The following is a 17143-nucleotide window of genomic DNA, read 5'->3' on the forward strand; positions in this document are numbered from 1 at the left end:
GCTATTCAATGCAGATGAGTATCAGGGGCCAATTTGGCCCCTTTTTCTTTATGGGTGACCAATGCTTTGTGAACCGGGAATCAGTCGGAAGTACATGTGGTCGGGAATCGGGCTGTTCCAGCCACCGATGTACATCGCAAAGCCGATCATGCCAAAAAGAATGCAGAGTACCAGTATCGTCATCGCAATACCGGACAACGCAGTTTGTCGCCATAGTGGTTTGGTTGTTTTGCTGACTTTTGCCTGCGAGCCTGAGGGTTTCGTCAGGGAGAAATAAAGCGTTGAGGCCACCGGGCAGGATTCGACGCAGGTCATGCAGGCCGTACATTCCGCCGTTCTCACCTGAATCAGCTTGTCCACTGGGATGTTAGATGGGCAGGCTTTGGCGCACTTGCCGCAGTCGATACAGTTGGTGGCGTTGCGACGGATCTTGAAGGGGGACAGCAACGAAAAGACCCCCATGAGTGCACCGTAAGGACAGAGGTAACGACACCAGAAATGACGGACAAACAGACTGGCGAACGTGAAGAGAAACACGCAGACCAGCGTGATGGTGCCGATATTGCGAAAGAAGCCGAGCATTTTAACGTCGGCGATCAGGCCGTAGGGCGACATCAGGAACATATAAATACTCTGTGTCGGCATTGATAAGGCGATATAGAGGAAAAAGCCTAATAACAGATATTTCAGGCTGCGCAGTGGAATATCCAGCCACTTAGGAAGAATGAAATGTCGACCCAATATTTTCCCCCCCAATGCACCTACCCATTCTGAAATCGTGCCGATAGGACACAGCCAGGAACAGAACGATTTCTTGAGCAACAGGCTAATAAGAATAAATGCGGCAAGTAATAGCATTGACGCAAGGTGGATAGGGGGAAAATTGCCGGTTTCCCATGTGAACTTTGCGTTCATCAATCCGGCAATGGGCAGCCAGCCTTCGATACCACCCGGTCTCGGCATATAAAGACTCGTACCGCCAGTTTCAAAGTAGCGTACCCAAAAATAGAAGGTGATGCCGATATAAATGTTGAGCGCCAATAGCAGAATTTGTGTTGCTCTGCGCCAGCTCAGAGCATTGCGCCAGTCGTTCCAGGGAAGTTTGCCTCCGGTGGTGCCGGGACGCCGTTGCCACCGCTTTCTTGCTTTCTCACTCATTGCTCTCAATGTCTCCCATTTATTTTTTCATTCGGCGCTTTCAACGTACCGAAGGGATCGTGGGGCTACGTTATCATGCCCTTAGCGGTCAAAAATTGATTTGCGCATTGTAAATGCATGTTTTTGTTTTTTTTAGCAGGGCGATTTAAATAAGAGAAGGGGAGATAACGCGGTATTCATCGCATCGGGGATAGTTTACTGAAGAGCGATGTCTAAGAATAAAGCCTTAGCGATATAGAAATAATGGGTACAAAAGCGTACCCATTATATTAATTGCCAGATGGTATTATCTTTTATTTTCTCTATCATACTTCAAACGGCGTGCGTTGGTCGGCGTCAGCGTAGAGGAATGCTTTTCCACAACTCGAATGATTTAAGTTATATGTTATTAAAATCAGAGGTTATCGCTGTTAGTCAATTATCTATTTTTAGTCTGTTCCTTTAATTACCACCTGGTTGTTAATTTATGACGTTTGGCATTATGCCTGAGAGTGTTGCTTTGCCTGTAACTCCTCTTTTCGCATTGTTCTGACAATTTTATAAATCCATTGCAGCGAGACATTATATTTTTTAGCCAACGCGCTGTGATTGCGTCCGTCAAATTCTTCATAGATTTGAAGATCGCGTTGAGAAGCGCGCCAGGATATCCCCATTGGGAAATAAACGTTTTGTCCGCCCCATACGGTCATCATATGTTTGGCAACGGCATTACCGACTAACTCGGCTGTTTGCGGATCGAGCTCGGTGACGTTTTTGACCGTATCGGCCACGTGTTGAGAAAGTTCGACCAGAAGCTCAGGACCTTTACTGCGAAATTGTGGTTCAGTCATAAATCACCTTATTGTTATGCATGAGTGTTGTTACTGACGTGAAAACTGGGTTGTTACCTTTGCAGAGATTGCTCTGCTGCTATGGGTTTATTTAAAACTATAGTTGTTTTCGTGTCAACATCTTTAGTTTTAATTTGGGTTGTTTTTGGTTGTAAAAAGAAATGACAACCTGCGGGGCGGCGCGCAGAAGAGGCCAGATGAAGGGCAAAAAAATCCCGCCATAGGGCGGGAAAGGAACACATAGACAGGATGAATAACACAACATCAACAAGGGTTGATGAAACAATAGCATGGTGATTGTATAAAACTGTGGCGCGTGGGTAAGGTTATTTGGGCGAGGGTAAACGTTTTTTAGCGACGCAGGGTTTATTCGTAACGTGGCGAACCGCAACACCAACACAAAAACGGTGTCCGTATCGGCCCACCGGTTTTGATGAAGACGGCTATGGCCGGGATATCGCCAGTATCGGGACTACAGCAGAACCGAATACCAGAACACGCGGCCAATGATCTCGACTTCTGATTCGTACGCTTCTTCGTCAGCCTCGCGATTAAAGCTATGGATGACGAGAAGGCCGCCTGGTTTGCGGTAAAGCTGCTTGATTCGCTTGAGCTTATCGTTACCGCCACCTTCCTGAGCGATGGCGTAGAGCTTTCCATCAATGATGCGCTTGTTGTTGGTATCAACCGCGACGGTGGTTCCATCAGGGATGATGGGTTCCATACTGTCGCCCGCTGCCGGGAAACAAAGTACCCCTGAACCGTCCGTATTTGCGCCAACCTTACGCAGCGTAGCTTTAGAAAAACGGAGCTTAAAGCCGTTGTAATCCTCGCTCTGAACGCGTCCGTCGCCGCAGGCAAACTCAATATCCTTTAAAAAGGGCACTTCCACCTCGTCCTCTGATAATTCTGTCGTGCTGTCCCAAGCTGATACGGTGCCCCATTCTGATTTTGGCGGAATGCTCGATTCCTGGACAGGTCTAGTCACCCCGTCGCTACGCATTGGGTCTTCGCCGTTTGCCAACCATTCAGGGCGAACATGTAGTGCATTGGAAAGCTCAACAATTTTGGTTGTCTGCGACGCTTTCCCCACCTCGATCTTCTGTATGGCGGCCTGAGATACGCCAATCATGTCGCCAAGCGCTTTTTGGCTAAGCCCCTGTGCGATTCTGGCGGTCTTTAATCGTTCTGCAAGTGTCGTTTTCATCCGTTCAATGTACAACTTAGGTTGTCACTTATCAAGCGCGTATTAATCTTGTTTAAAAAAAGCTCCCGTTATCTTTCCTTGCTGTGCGCAAAAAACACGCATGAATACAACTTTGAAAACGATTTAAGTTGTTATCTATAGCGGCAAGCCCATTTGAATAGGTGAGATAACGTCGGCATACAGAAGTGCGATTGATCGACTATCAAAAATCCTAATAAGTATCAGGCGGTCATAGTATCATCTTATTCCACCCCCTGATTTACTCTAAACGTGTGTGTCACTTGATCTAAATCACAATCCGACGGTATGCATTTTGCTTTTATGGAAATCCCGTTGTGGGAAATATAACCAATAAATTCGTTTCATTAAGCATGCGCATGACTGCGTGTCGCGGAGGATGTATGTCTGTAATTCGCACGTGTTTAAGTCTGTTTGGTGGTGATACGGTAATAGTTCGGTGTGCAAATACATTTGAAGTGCAAATGAGCAATGGTGAACAGGAAGCATTGGCTGAAGAGAATAGTGCTACGCAGGATTCTATTTGTCGTCATGCGGAAGGCGAGGTGTATTTAACGGTGCCTTATACCGGGATTTGGGATGTCGTCATCCGAGCAAAAAACGACACGCCTGAGCATTCCATAACCTATTTTCCTGCCTGATGATTTCCCGGTTGGTTATATTCTGTTAATAACTTGATAATATGTTTCGTTATCCAGTCGTGAAAGTTTGAATATACCAACCGTCCCCCTTTCTTTTTTGCTTCCATCCTGCAACGTTGTGAGTGCGTCGCTATCTTTCTATTTCGCTTTTCATCTATCATCTTAATTGATACTTCCACTTGTTATTATTAATGATTTGCAGGGATGATAGAGTCTGGATCTTTTGCCATACTCAACACTCAGCCACCATGTGTCGTGATTCTAGGCAAGAGAAGGGGCTTTGGTTTGATAACGCTGGCCCGCTGTTCTTATCGTGCTCATTGCTGCAACATTTTGGATTTATAGCTAAATTTTTGTCTAATCTGAACATTAAATACGATGGGAGGGGGGAACCCATGAGCCGTGCCCCGGTAAGCAAAGATGAAGACAAACGTCTTGCTGCTCTTCGTGAGTATGGAATTAAGAACGTATTATTTGACCCGAGTTTGAGTAACCTGATTAGTCTGGCCGCTAACATCTTTAGCGTACCTATCGTTTTGGTGTCGTTGGTGGAGGCTGAGCGCCAACTGTTTGCTGCCAGCGTGGGGGTTCCTTTTTGCGAAACCCCTCGTGATATCTCTTTTTGCGCGCATACGATCCTGAAGAAAAAAATCATGGTAGTGCCTGATGCACTCAAGGATGCGCGTTTTAAAAATAATCCTCTGGTTGTGGGGGTTCCCTACATTCGTTTTTATGCCGGTATTCCCTTAATTACGCCGTCCGGACATGCCATTGGTACCTTATGTATTATCGATTTGAAACCCAGAGCGACATTCAGCAAACGTGACGAGCACAATTTGCAGGATCTGGCTTCATTAGTGATGGATAAGCTGGAAATGCGGCGTTTGGAACTGGCGCGTAAAGCCAGTCAGGTTCGTTTTGAAAATATTGCCAATACCTCGCCTGATACCATTCTGTGCGTTAATGAGAAGGGGATGATTACCTTCTGGAATACTGCCGCGGAGCATATGCTGGAATACACTGATGAGGAAATCATTGGCCGCAGTATTAATACCATTGTACCCGATGCCTTTGTTGTACAGCTTAATCACCTGGTTGCCGATCGTGATTCGCTGATGAAAGGCGTGACGCTGGAACTGAACGTGCAAGCCAAAAGCGGTAGCCTAGTTCCGGTCGAACTGTCAGTTTCGATGTGGGAAGACAACAACAATGTTAGCTATGGCGCAATATTGCGCGACATTACAGAGCGGCGGCGCAATGAAGAACGCCTGTTTTTGCTGGCGCATCTGGATCCGCTAACCGGGCTGGTAAATCGGACGTTACTGACATCCAATCTGGAAACGGCGCTAAAGAATGAACCCGCGGTCTGCATCATGATGGTCGATCTGGACGGGTTTAAAGATGTGAATGACAGCCTGGGGCACTCCAGTGGCGACAATATTCTGGTGCACGTCGCTAAAAAAATAAAAGCCACGGTTCGCTCCGGTGATGTTGTGGCACGCATGGGTGGAGATGAGTTTGCGCTGTTGTTTCCCGGCCTGAATGATAAAAAAGTCGCGGGAAAAATTGCTGAGCAAATTATCCATGAAATTTCGCAGGCGATGATTATTGACGATCATCAAATCAATATTAGCGCCAGCATTGGGGCGGTGCTGTACCCAGAATATGGCCTGACTGTGCAGGATCTTTTGACCAGCGCGGATTTAGCGCTGTATCAGGCGAAATCCGAAGGTCGAAACTGTTACCGCTTTTTTACGCGCGAGTTGCTTGAAGTCTTTCAGGCCAAACATGCCTTTCAGCTAGAGTTCGTGCGCGCTTATGAGCAGAATGAATTTGAGATGTTCTACCAGCCACAGGTAAAACTGGCGACAAATGAGATCGTTGGTGCAGAAGCGCTGCTGCGCTGGCGTCACCCGGAAAGAGGGTTACTTGGTCCTGCTGCCTTTCTTACCGCATTGGAAAATGGCCCGTGGGCTGAGCGAGTCGGTGATTGGATCGTCGAAACGGCATGTCGGCAGGCGGCGGAATGGTGTCGGGAAAACGACAGCTATTTTCGCATCAGCATTAATCTTTTCAGCGCACAGTTTCGTACCGGTATGTTGGCGCAGAAGATTATGGATATTCTTGCGCGTACAGGATTGCAGCCAAGCTCGCTGGAGCTGGAAATCACGGAAAATATCATCCTACGTTACGATGAAAACATGCTGCAACCGCTGAAGGCGCTGCGCGAAGCGGGGATCGGTATTGCTTTTGACGACTATGGAACGGGCTACGCGTCGCTGAGTATGCTGAAAAATTACCCGGTGACTCGGTTGAAGATCGATCAGACTTTTGTCAGAACCATGTGTGAATCTCCTCCGGACGCGGCGATTGTCCGGGCGATCCTGTATCTCGGGAAAAGTTTTGGCCTGGGCGTGATTGCAGAGGGGGTAGAAACATTAGAACAGAGCGAACGACTGCGGGGTAAAGGGTGTGAGGAAGCGCAGGGATACCTGTTTGGGCATCCGATGCCTGCGGAGGAATTTACTCAGCTACTGAAATTGAATAAGCCCATAGACGTTTAAGGTAGTAAATAGACGGATAACGGTTGTGGTATGTCTTTCTTTCTTAAAGGCCAGCGTCCGCTGGCTTTCATAATTCCGTACGGTACACGCGGCTAACAGACTAAAAAGTGGAATCCGGATCACATTTTTTCTATAGTGCAGGCTTGTAAACCTGTACCGGATGTCCCGTGCACGAAATATTTGAGATGCTCCTTGCAGTCTTCGACCGCGCCGCACTGATGCTGATTTGCCTGTTTTTCCTGACCCGAACACGTCAGTTCCGGCAATTGCTGCAAAAAGAGCAGCATTCGCCGGGAGAGCGTGCGACGGTGACAGCCATTTTTTCACTGTTTGCGCTGTTTGGTACTTACTCCGGTATTAATGTTGAAGGGTCGCTCGTCAACGTGCGCGTCATTGCCGTGATGTCTGGCGGTATTCTCTTCGGCCCCTGGGTGGGAATTGCGACGGGTATCATTGCGGGAGTGCACCGCTATCTCATTGATATTGATGGCATCACCTCCGTACCTTGCCTGATTACCAGCATCATCGCCGGTATCACTTCTGGCTACATCAATAAGAAAGTCAAAAAAGAGCAGCAGTGGAGCATTGGAATCCTGGGGGGGATGCTGTGTGAATCGTTAACGATGTTGCTGGTGGTAGCATGGGCGACGCCGATCGCGTTAGGGTTGGATATTGTTTCAAAAATTGCGGTGCCGATGATTCTCGGTTCTGTCTGTATTGGCCTGATTGTGTTGCTGGTGCAGAGTGTGGCGAATGAAAAAGAGGTGATTGCGGCCAGACAGGCCAAGCTTGCGTTGGATATTGCACATAAAACACTGCCGTATTTCCGCAATATCAACAGTGATTCGCTGACGGCTATCTGTCGCATCATTCGTACTGAAATTAATGCGGACGCGGTGGCGATAACGAATACGCAGCATATTCAGGCTTATGTGGGGATTGGGGAAGAAAAATATAATATTGGCCACGACATTATCAGCCCAATGACGCAACAGGCGATTCATGACGGAAAAATCATCATTAAAAATAATGATGAACAGCACCTGACGCCGGAAATCCACTCGATGATTGTCATTCCGCTGTGGGAGCACGGGCAGGTGACGGGTACGCTAAAAATCTATTATCGCCATGCCCACAAAATTACCTATTCATTACGCGTGATGGCCGTCGGTTTATCACAAATCATGTCAACGCAAATTGAAGTATCCCGCACCGAACAGCTACGTGATATGGCAAATAAGGCGGAATTGAGAGCGCTGCAAAGTAAAATCAACCCACACTTTCTTTTTAATGCGCTGAATGCGATTTCCTCGTCTATTCGTATTAATCCCGATACCGCGCGTCAGTTGGTGATCAATCTGTCACGCTATTTACGCTATAACCTCGAGCTTAATGATGATGCGCTGATCGATATAAAAAAAGAGCTGTACCAGATACAGGATTATATCGCGATTGAGCAGGCGCGGTTTGGCGCCAAGCTGACGGTGATTTACGATATCGATGACGATCTGGCGTATAAGATTCCCAGCTTATTAATTCAGCCACTGGTGGAAAACGCGATTGTGCATGGTATTCAGCCTTGTCGAGGGAAAGGCACGGTGGTGCTATCCGTGAAAGAGCAGGGTGATAGGCTGCTGGTGGCGGTAAAAGACACGGGGCACGGTATTAGTCAGGAAACGATGGATCGCGTGGCGCGTAATGAGTTACCGGGGAATCGAATTGGCTTGCTGAATGTCCATCACCGGGTTCGCCTGCTTTATGGCGATGGCCTGCATATTCGTCGTCTGGAACCCGGCACTGAAATTTATTTCTACATTCCACGAGAAGAGAAAATACCGTCGGCCTTGCCGGATACCATTCAGGTGCCGTCGTCGGGATATTCTGCTGCTGAACAAACCGGAGGCAACCCATGAAAGCCATTATTGTTGAAGATGAGTTCCTCGCGCAGCAAGAGCTGAGTTATCTCATCAAACAACACAGTAATATTACGATTGAGGCGACATTTGATGACGGGCTGGATGTACTGAAGTATTTGCAGCATAACGAGGTCGATGCGATCTTCCTGGATATCAATATTCCCTCGTTGGACGGCGTCTGGCTGGCGCAAAATATCAGCAAATTTGCGCATAAGCCCTACATCATTTTTATTACGGCGTACAAAGAGCATGCGGTGGAGGCCTTTGAAGTCGAAGCCTTTGATTACATTCTTAAGCCGTATCATGAATCACGCATCGTCACGATGCTGCGTAAGCTGGAAGCGACCTGGCAACAGCGGCAAATGGCTCCCGCTGTCGACACTGGCGCGTCTTCTGGTGCGCCGAGAAGTGCGCAGCACACCATTAACCTGATGAAAGACGAACGCATTATCGTCACGGATATCAACAATATCTACTATGCCGCGGCGCAGGAAAAGGTCACGCTGGTTTATACCCGACGTGAGGAATTCATCATGCCGATGAATATTACGGAGTTTTGTAGCCGTTTGCCGGAAGAGTACTTTTTCCGCTGTCACCGTTCTTATTGCGTCAACCTGACAAAAATCCGTGAAATTGTGCCGTGGTTTAACAACACCTATATTCTGCGATTGAACGACCTGGATTTTGAAGTGCCGGTAAGCCGGAGCAAGATAAAGGCGTTCAGGTCATTGATGCGCCTTTAAAGGCATTTCATTCCGCGTTTCAGGCATCTCATTCCCCATTCGATCAATCACTGTCAGCCCGCTTGTATACTGGCTTCAGCCCATAAGCTGACAGTGTTTTGATGGATTTTTCCTTCTCCACATCAGCTTATATTTTTTAGCGTACCGAGTGAATCGGACCACTTTTTGATGTAGGGGAAAACCCATGAATACCAAACCTGCTAATCGGGGATTAATCGTTCTCGGTACCATTATCACCCAAATGGGACTCGGCACGATTTACACCTGGAGTTTGTTCAACCAGCCGCTGGTGGACAAATTTGGCTGGACGCTGAGTTCAGTGGCGACGACGTTTTCCATCACCAGTTTCTGCCTGGCCTTTGCTACGTTGTTTGCCGGTAAGTTTCAGGAGCGGATTGGCCTGCGCCGCCTGACCATGATTGCCGGTATCGCATTGGGCGCGGGGCTGATGGCGAGTGCGGTGAGCCCGTCGCTGACCCTGATTTATTTGCTGATGGGCGTGGTTGTCGGTTTTGCTGACGGTACGGCTTATATCACGGCGTTATCCAATCTGATCAAATGGTTCCCGAATCGTAAAGGGCTGATAGCAGGCATTTCTGTTGGTGCCTTTGGTACCGGCAGCTTGCTGTTCAAGTACGTCAACAGTTTTCTGATTGCGGAAGTGGGCGTGTCAGAAGCCTTCTTCTACTGGGGCGTTATCGTCATGGCGATGATTCTGGTCGGGAGTTCATTGCTGAAAGAGCCTGCTGCGGTGCCAGCTCAGCAGACTGCGGTTCAGGGGCAGACACGTGATTTCTCGCTGGCTGAAATGTTGGCAACGAAAGAGTCGTATTTGCTGTTTATTATCTTCTTCACCGCGTGCATGAGCGGGCTGTATTTGATCGGTATTGTGAAAGATATCGGCGTGCAAATGGCCGGAATGGATAGGGCGATGGCGGCCAATGCGGTGTCGGCGATTGCGATTTTTAATACCGTGGGCCGCATAGTCCTTGGCGCGCTTTCCGACAGTGTCGGGCGTATGCGGGTCATCAGCTTTACGCTGTTCGTGACGATTCTTGCGGTCTCCGTAATGACGTTCCTGCCGCTGAATCCGCTGCTGTTCTTTATCTGTGTCAGCGCGATTGCTTTCTGCTTTGGTGGCAATATCACCGTGTTCCCAGCGATTGTTGGTGACTTCTTTGGCCTGAAAAATCACAGCAAAAACTATGGCGTCATTTATCAGGGATTCGGCATTGGCGCGCTGTCGGGTTCGTTTATCGCGGCGCAGCTTGGAGGCTTCCAGGCCACATTTACGGCAATCATCATCATGTCTGTCGTTTCGCTGCTGATTACTCTGTGGGTCAAGCCACCTAAACATCAACCGGTTAGTGCTTCACTGCGTGCAGATATGGCTCACGCTCAAAGCTAATCGAATACCGTGGCGGGCAGCCGATGTTCTGCTCGCCACAAGATTGTGCTGACATACACCCTTTCTCTTCTCTGCTGAAATATCGCGATACAGTTCATCACTTCTCCGGTCATCAACGTGTCACAGGCGAATCCTAGCGTCGCTACCAGTACTGCGTTTTCCTAAAACACGTTTTCCCAAACGAGGCTTTCCTTAACGCCACGATTTTTTCCTAAAAATTGTACCGGAGAAAACATCATGACAATTCGGTTTAGGTTCACGTCTATTTTTCTGCTGCTGTTAAATATGCTCTTGTTCGTCCCGCTGTCTGCCAGAGCGGCCGTTGAACTGACGTTCTGGCATGGCATGGACAGCAATTTGAATACGGAACTGATTCGGTTGGTTAACCGATTTAATGAATCTCAGACGACATACCACGTTGAACCCATCTATAAAGGCAGCTATGAGCAGACGCTGGCTGCGGGAATTGCCGCGTATCGCACTGGTAACACACCGGATATTTTGCAGGTTTATGATGTCGGTACACCGAATATGATACATAGCGGGGCGATCATCCCGGTGTTCGAGCTGTTCAAGCAGGTTGGTATCGAGAATGACGAAAAGGCCTTTCTGCCCGCGGTGGCGCTGTTTTACAGCGACAGCCAGACCGGACATCTGATTTCCCAACCATTTAACAGCTCAACCCCCGTTCTCTACTACAACAAAGATGCATTTAGTAAGGCAGGGCTCGATCCTGATAAGCCGCCACGGACCTGGACGGAGCTGGCGTACGACGCGGCGCGGCTGCGTCAGAGTGGAATGACGTGCGGCTATACGAACGCAGGGCAGCAGGGTTGGATATTGCTGGAAGCGTTTAGCGTGTGGAACGGACTGCCGATCGCGACGAAAAACAATGGCTTCGACGGTGTCGATGCGCATCTGTTGGTGAACGGTCCGTTGCAGGTCGCACACATTGCCCAGCTTGCGCAGATGATGAAAAAGAATGAATTCAGTTATTTCGGCCGCAATGATGAAGGCACCGCCCGCTTTTATAACGGCGACTGCGGCATATTGACCGCCTCATCGGGTGGATTACGCAAGATTCAGAACTATGCCAAATTTCACTACGGTGTCGGCATGTTGCCTTACAGCGAAGAGGCCAAAGGTGCGCCGCAGAATTCGTTCATCGGAGGAGCAAGCCTCTGGGTCATGAAAGGCAAAGCGGCCTCGCATTATCAAGGTATTGCTGAATTCTTGCATTTCCTGACGCTGCCAGAAAATGCCGCTGAATGGCATCAGATGACAGGTTATCTGCCGGTGACGCAACCCGCTTACGAACTCACGCGCGAGCAAGGGTTTTATGTCAGATACCCCGGTAGCGATGTCGCTATGAAACAGCTCACCAACAAACCGCCACTGCCTTATACGCGCGGCTTCCGTTTGGGTAATATGCCGCAAATTCGCACCATCATGGATGAAGAGCTGGAGAAGGTCTGGGCAGAACAGGAAACACCACAGCAGGCGCTGGACAATGTGGTTTCGCGGGGCGATCGCCTGTTGCAGCATTTCGCGCAGTCGGTTTCCCGTCATTCGTGATATTCCCCGTTTATTTGGAGCTTTCGACTGATGACAAAGCAAAATAAAGGTAGGGTTCAGGACGTGATCGCGACGCAAAACGCGACGGTTCTGGCTGTGGCACATCGCGGCGTTTGGGCATCGGCACCAGAGAATTCGCTAGCGGCGTTACGCGAGGCGATTCGTCTGGGCGTTGATGTTGTGGAGATTGATGCGCAATTGACGGCAGATAGCCACGTTGTCGTGATTCATGATGATACGCTCGATCGCACGAGCGATATGCGCGGTCGCATTAGCCAGATGACGCTGGCGGAAATCCGTCAGGCGCGTTTGCGCGGGAGTGACGGCGGCTCGGCATGGCCATTGGGTGATGAAAAGGTGCCGCTGTTGTATGAAATCCTCGAAGAGGCGCGAGGGCGGGTTGTCATCAACGTAGATGTAAAACATGAACGTGAATTTGGCGTGATCGCCCGCGATATTCGCGATAAAGGTCTAAGCGCGGGCGCGATCATGAAAAGTCCCGTTGATCTTGCGGCTACTCATTTTCCTATTGCTTCCCCAGCGTGGGATACCCAGATACCTTATATGCCGATGGTCCATCTCAAACGGGGGGAAACCGTCGATATTCTGCGGCAGGTTGATGATATTGGCATCGCCATTGTGGAAGCTAATTTTGATCATATTGATGCGGTGACCGAAGCGTATGCCGAGTTTCAACGGCTTGGGGTGCGGATTTGGGTGAACACGCTGGATTGCTCGCATTCTCTCGACTATAGCGATACGCACGCCTTAGCGGATCCTGACGCCGTATGGGGAGCATTAATTCGTGCTGGGGCGGGCGCGATTCAGGTCGATCACGTCGACGCATTTATCGATTTTCGATCAACGCTGTTGTGATAACGCAGCAGGATTAACATCAGATAGGACGCCGCTTTCCTTTTGAAAAGTGTAAAGTTATGTGGATTTAGTAACTGAAAAGTTAAGAATGCTTGAAAATGCCACGGCAACCCATACGATGTATGTGTTGCAAACTTTATCTTTCTGCGAGAGGAAATCAGACCTTTATGATGCGTATTGCGCTTTTCCTGATCACCAACCTGGCGGTGATGTTGGTTTTCGGGCTGGTACTCAGCCTGACGGGAATTCAGTCCAGCAGTGTCCAGGGCTTAATGATTATGGCTGGGCTGTTTGGCTTTGGCGGTGCGTTTGTTTCACTGCTGATGTCTAAATGGATGGCGTTACGGTCCGTTGGCGGTGAAGTCATTGAACAGCCACGTAACGAAACCGAACGCTGGCTGATGGAAACCGTTCGTACACAGTCACAGCAGGCGGGGATCGCGATGCCGCAGGTGGCTATCTACCATGCTCCGGACATCAATGCCTTTGCGACGGGCGCTCGTCGTGATGCATCGCTGGTGGCGGTCAGTACCGGTTTGTTGCAAAACATGAGTCGTGACGAAGCAGAAGCCGTTATCGCGCATGAAATCAGCCACATTGCGAATGGCGACATGGTGACCATGACGTTGGTTCAGGGGATAGTGAATACTTTCGTTATCTTCGTTTCCCGTCTGATCGCTCAGGTTGTTTCCGGGTTCCTGTCCGGCAACCGTGATGAAGGGGAAAGCAGTAACGGCAACCCGCTGGTTTATTTTGCTGTCGCGACCGTGCTGGAACTGGTGTTTGGTATTCTCGCCAGCATTATCACCATGTGGTTCTCACGCTACCGTGAATTCCACGCGGATGCGGGGTCAGCCAAGCTGGTGGGGCGTGAGAAAATGATCGCTGCACTGCAACGCCTGAAGACCAGCTATGAACCGCAGGAAGAGAGCAGCATGATGGCTTTCTGCATTAACGGAAAATCGAAATCCTTCAGCGAACTGTTTATGTCTCACCCGCCGTTGGATAAGCGCATTGAAGCGCTGCGCTCCGGCGATTACCTGAAGTAACTCACGATATTTTCTTCCCAAAGGCCCGTTCGGGCCTTTGTTATTTCTGCGTTTCTTGATCCAACAAACCTGCGTTTTCTCCGTTCGTGTGTTTTCATTAGATCTGAAACAGGTGGTGAAAATAGGAAGAATGTTTTATAAAATAAAACCACGATCACGGAAAAATGAAACATTGTTTCTATAATGCCGATATAACAGGCGTCTCGCGTGAGATTGGTGGCCTGACTTTTGAACAACCGGTGTCGGGGTAACCCGCTTGCTGGGCGATCGGAATGTCAGGTTATCGAAGAGTATGCGCGTGTGGCGTCAGATTCTTCATGATAAGTTCTAAGGATTTACGGATGGCCAAAGGTAACAAGATCCCCCTAACGTTTCATACCTACCAGGATTCAGCAACCGGCACCGAAGTTGTGCGTTTAACCCCGCCCGATGTTATCTGCCATCGCAACTATTTCTACCAGAAGTGTTTCTTCAATGACGGCAGCAAGCTGCTGTTTGGCGCTGCGTTTGATGGCCCGTGGAACTACTATCTGCTGGATTTAAAAGAGCAGAGCGCCACACAGTTGACGGAAGGCAAAGGCGACAACACCTTCGGTGGCTTCCTGTCCCCGAATGACGATGCGCTGTATTACGTTAAAAATACCCGTAATCTGATGCGTGTCGATCTGGAGACACTGGAAGAGAAAACGATTTATCAGGTGCCTGACGACTGGGTCGGCTACGGTACCTGGGTCGCCAACTCCGATTGCACCAAAATGGTCGGTATTGAGATCAAAAAAGAAGACTGGAAACCACTGACCGATTGGAAAAAATTCCAGGAATTCTACTTCACTAATCCTTGCTGTCGCCTGATTCGTGTCGATTTGGTCACGGGCGAAGCGCAGACTATCCTTCAGGAAAACCAGTGGCTGGGTCACCCAATCTACCGTCCGGGTGATGACAACACCGTAGCTTTCTGCCACGAAGGCCCGCATGACCTGGTTGATGCCCGTATGTGGTTTATCAACGAAGATGGGACCAACATGCGTAAAGTGAAAGAGCATGCTGAAGGCGAAAGCTGCACCCACGAATTCTGGGTGCCGGATGGTTCAGCGATGATTTACGTCTCTTACCTGAAAGACGATAGCAATCGCTATATCCGCAGCATCGATCCGGTTACGCTTGAAGATCGTCAACTGCGCGTCATGCCGCCGTGTTCTCACCTGATGAGTAACTATGATGGCACGCTGTTGGTCGGTGATGGTTCCGATGCGCCGGTCGACGTGCAGGACGATGGCGGCTATAAAATCGAGAACGATCCGTTCCTGTATGTTTTCAACCTGAAAACGGGCAAAGAACATCGTATTGCACAGCACAATACATCCTGGGAAGTGTTGGAAGGGGACCGTCAGGTGACTCACCCACATCCTTCTTTCACGCCGGATAATAAACAAGTCCTGTTTACTTCTGACGTAGATGGCAAACCTGCGCTGTATCTGGCGAAGGTTCCTGATTCCGTCTGGAATTAATAATACTAATAAATCCGCGTCACATTTTATGGCGCGGATTATTTTAAAATATTTACTTACATATTATTTTATTAAGTCTCTGACGCGGTTATTTCTCAAACTTAACTTGATTATCGTTGTTGCTCCATTGCCATAATCAAAGCGTTCCCTTTATACTAAAACCATTGTTCTATTTTTTTTAAAACAAAAAAACCTGAGTAGGGTAACCACAAAAATGGCTATTGCAGATTTAGATAAACAACCCGATTCCGTGTCGTCCGTTTTAAAGGTTTTTGGTATTTTGCAGGCATTAGGTGAAGAGAGAGAAATTGGTATTACCGAGCTTTCTCAGCGAGTCATGATGTCCAAGAGTACCGTTTACCGCTTCTTGCAGACGATGAAATCCCTGGGCTATGTCGCGCAGGAAGGTGAATCAGAGAAATATTCGTTAACGCTCAAGTTATTTGAACTTGGTGCAAAAGCATTGCAGAACGTCGATTTAATCCGCAGTGCGGATATACAGATGCGTGAGTTGTCTGCCCTGACGCGGGAAACGATCCACCTTGGTGCGTTGGATGAAGACGGCATCGTTTATATCCACAAGATTGATTCGATGTATAACCTGCGGATGTATTCGCGTATTGGTCGCCGTAATCCGCTGCACAGTACTGCAATTGGTAAAGTGCTGTTGGCATGGCGCGATCGTGGCGAAGTAGAAGAGATTCTGTCGACGGTTGAATTCACCCGCAGTACGCCACACACGCTGTGTACTGCTGAAGATCTTCTCAATCAATTAGACGTTGTCCGCGGACAAGGTTACGGAGAAGACAACGAAGAGCAGGAAGAAGGGTTGCGTTGTATCGCTGTGCCAGTATTCGATCGCTTTGGCGTGGTGATTGCTGGCCTCAGTATTTCTTTCCCGACAATTCGTTTTTCGGAAGAAAACAAACACGAATATGTGGCTACGCTGCATACGGCCGCCAGAAATATCTCTGAGCAAATGGGCTACCACGATTACCCGTTCTGATATTCTCTATCGATACCTAAGCCTGTCCTGACCGACAGGCTTTTTTTATGGTCATCCATCTCTGTCCGCCACCATTCGGGCCGTCGCCAGCGATGTTGAAAAATGCTCCCCACGTTTTTTTATTTTTGCACCAATACGATAGCGCTGCATATCAATACGATATGGGGAGCGGAGAGGGTTGGGTATCGAACTTGGCTACGTCACGGTGTTAAGATAGCCCACAGGTTCTGTCATAAGTGGTTATAAGTGGAGTCGTTGTGAACATATTAGAAGTGGTTTTTGTCTTTCTGGTTGTGCTGCTAGCCGCGCTGATCTGGTTTTTTGTTAATCGGGCGAGCGTCAGAGCCAATGAGCAAGTGAAATTGCTGCAAGAGATCGTAGAGCAGCAACGCCAGCAGTTAGCATTATTGAAAAAATTGCTGCCCCAGAATGCAGAGAAAAGTGAGCCTGAAACGCTTACCGCCGAGTTAGAGCGTGATGACGTGGAGTTAACGTTTAAAAGTGTCATTCCTGAACGTTAATACGCCATCACTGTGTCGCGTTTAACCCCGATCTCTTTGCCTGTTCACGTCATTTTTCATACTGATGGCGTGAGCAGGCATAGTTATAAAAATGAAGAAGGCTTTACAGGAAGCACAAAAACA

At 48.7% G+C, this 17143-nt stretch carries 14 protein-coding genes; 11 read left to right on the forward strand and 3 right to left on the reverse strand.

Features of this window, described 5'->3' with window-relative positions; all coding sequences use genetic code 11:
- Window positions 1–48 precede the first annotated feature (48 nt).
- The 3 genes from LCF41_RS10185 to LCF41_RS10195 all read right to left on the reverse strand — a co-directional run bounded on the left by LCF41_RS10185 (window position 49) and on the right by LCF41_RS10195 (window position 3195).
- Window positions 49–1158: a 4Fe-4S binding protein gene (locus LCF41_RS10185; RefSeq protein ID WP_225087945.1), complete on the reverse strand. Its 1110-nt coding sequence runs from the start codon at window positions 1156–1158 to the stop codon at window positions 49–51.
- Between the two features lie 479 nt (window positions 1159–1637).
- Window positions 1638–1988 (reverse strand): Mor transcription activator family protein, encoded by a 351-nt coding sequence (locus tag LCF41_RS10190; RefSeq protein WP_180776898.1) that lies wholly within the window; start codon window positions 1986–1988, stop codon window positions 1638–1640.
- A 472-nt stretch (window positions 1989–2460) separates the two neighbouring features.
- The gene (locus LCF41_RS10195; RefSeq protein WP_225087946.1) at window positions 2461–3195 is read right to left on the reverse strand and encodes an XRE family transcriptional regulator; all 735 of its coding nucleotides are present in this window, start codon (window positions 3193–3195) and stop codon (window positions 2461–2463) included.
- A 401-nt stretch (window positions 3196–3596) separates the two neighbouring features.
- Between LCF41_RS10195 and LCF41_RS10200 the strand changes: the two genes are divergently transcribed.
- From LCF41_RS10200 to LCF41_RS10250, 11 genes are all read left to right on the forward strand, one after another.
- Window positions 3597–3854, forward strand: coding sequence for a hypothetical protein (locus LCF41_RS10200; RefSeq protein ID WP_225087947.1), 258 nt, complete (start codon window positions 3597–3599; stop codon window positions 3852–3854).
- Between the two features lie 395 nt (window positions 3855–4249).
- Window positions 4250–6418, forward strand: coding sequence for a sensor domain-containing phosphodiesterase (locus tag LCF41_RS10205; protein WP_225087949.1), 2169 nt, complete (start codon window positions 4250–4252; stop codon window positions 6416–6418).
- Window positions 6419–6585: 167 nt separating this feature from the next.
- On the forward strand, window positions 6586–8331 hold the full coding sequence (locus LCF41_RS10210) for a sensor histidine kinase (protein WP_225087950.1): 1746 nt from the start codon (window positions 6586–6588) through the stop codon (window positions 8329–8331).
- Window positions 8328–9077 (forward strand): LytR/AlgR family response regulator transcription factor, encoded by a 750-nt coding sequence (locus LCF41_RS10215; protein ID WP_225087951.1) that lies wholly within the window; start codon window positions 8328–8330, stop codon window positions 9075–9077. The genes LCF41_RS10210 and LCF41_RS10215 overlap by 4 nt, the downstream gene beginning before the upstream one ends.
- A gap of 184 nt (window positions 9078–9261) precedes the next feature.
- Window positions 9262–10485 (forward strand): L-lactate MFS transporter, encoded by a 1224-nt coding sequence (locus tag LCF41_RS10220; protein ID WP_225087952.1) that lies wholly within the window; start codon window positions 9262–9264, stop codon window positions 10483–10485.
- Window positions 10486–10722: 237 nt separating this feature from the next.
- The gene (gene ugpB / locus LCF41_RS10225) at window positions 10723–12060 is read left to right on the forward strand and encodes a sn-glycerol-3-phosphate ABC transporter substrate-binding protein UgpB (protein ID WP_225087953.1); all 1338 of its coding nucleotides are present in this window, start codon (window positions 10723–10725) and stop codon (window positions 12058–12060) included.
- A gap of 30 nt (window positions 12061–12090) precedes the next feature.
- Complete coding sequence (locus tag LCF41_RS10230) at window positions 12091–12936, forward strand: glycerophosphodiester phosphodiesterase family protein (RefSeq protein WP_225087954.1); 846 nt, start codon at window positions 12091–12093, stop codon at window positions 12934–12936.
- A 167-nt stretch (window positions 12937–13103) separates the two neighbouring features.
- Window positions 13104–13985: a protease HtpX gene (gene htpX, locus LCF41_RS10235; RefSeq protein WP_225087955.1), complete on the forward strand. Its 882-nt coding sequence runs from the start codon at window positions 13104–13106 to the stop codon at window positions 13983–13985.
- 341 nt (window positions 13986–14326) lie between these two features.
- Window positions 14327–15493, forward strand: a complete 1167-nt coding sequence (gene ogl / locus LCF41_RS10240) for an oligogalacturonate lyase (protein WP_225087956.1) — start codon at window positions 14327–14329, stop codon at window positions 15491–15493.
- 214 nt (window positions 15494–15707) lie between these two features.
- Window positions 15708–16499: a DNA-binding transcriptional regulator KdgR gene (gene kdgR, locus LCF41_RS10245; protein ID WP_180741133.1), complete on the forward strand. Its 792-nt coding sequence runs from the start codon at window positions 15708–15710 to the stop codon at window positions 16497–16499.
- Between the two features lie 257 nt (window positions 16500–16756).
- Window positions 16757–17020, forward strand: coding sequence for a YebO family protein (locus tag LCF41_RS10250; protein WP_225087957.1), 264 nt, complete (start codon window positions 16757–16759; stop codon window positions 17018–17020).
- Window positions 17021–17143: the final 123 nt, after the last annotated feature.

Origin of the sequence: Pectobacterium colocasium (assembly GCF_020181655.1) — a bacterium.
Classification (GTDB): Bacteria; Pseudomonadota; Gammaproteobacteria; order Enterobacterales; family Enterobacteriaceae; genus Pectobacterium; species Pectobacterium colocasium.

Bases quoted from the DNA above. Each gene is read 5' to 3' on its own strand.
- LCF41_RS10185 (WP_225087945.1), bottom strand. From the start codon at position 1,158: ATGAGTGAGAAAGCAAGAAAGCGGTGGCAACGGCGTCCCGGCACCACC.
- LCF41_RS10190 (WP_180776898.1), bottom strand. From the start codon at position 1,988: ATGACTGAACCACAATTTCGCAGTAAAGGTCCTGAGCTTCTGGTCGAA.
- LCF41_RS10195 (WP_225087946.1), bottom strand. From the start codon at position 3,195: ATGAAAACGACACTTGCAGAACGATTAAAGACCGCCAGAATCGCACAG.
- LCF41_RS10200 (WP_225087947.1), top strand. From the start codon at position 3,597: ATGTCTGTAATTCGCACGTGTTTAAGTCTGTTTGGTGGTGATACGGTA.
- LCF41_RS10205 (WP_225087949.1), top strand. From the start codon at position 4,250: ATGAGCCGTGCCCCGGTAAGCAAAGATGAAGACAAACGTCTTGCTGCT.
- LCF41_RS10215 (WP_225087951.1), top strand. From the start codon at position 8,328: ATGAAAGCCATTATTGTTGAAGATGAGTTCCTCGCGCAGCAAGAGCTG.
- LCF41_RS10220 (WP_225087952.1), top strand. From the start codon at position 9,262: ATGAATACCAAACCTGCTAATCGGGGATTAATCGTTCTCGGTACCATT.
- ugpB (WP_225087953.1), top strand. From the start codon at position 10,723: ATGACAATTCGGTTTAGGTTCACGTCTATTTTTCTGCTGCTGTTAAAT.
- LCF41_RS10230 (WP_225087954.1), top strand. From the start codon at position 12,091: ATGACAAAGCAAAATAAAGGTAGGGTTCAGGACGTGATCGCGACGCAA.
- htpX (WP_225087955.1), top strand. From the start codon at position 13,104: ATGATGCGTATTGCGCTTTTCCTGATCACCAACCTGGCGGTGATGTTG.
- ogl (WP_225087956.1), top strand. From the start codon at position 14,327: ATGGCCAAAGGTAACAAGATCCCCCTAACGTTTCATACCTACCAGGAT.
- kdgR (WP_180741133.1), top strand. From the start codon at position 15,708: ATGGCTATTGCAGATTTAGATAAACAACCCGATTCCGTGTCGTCCGTT.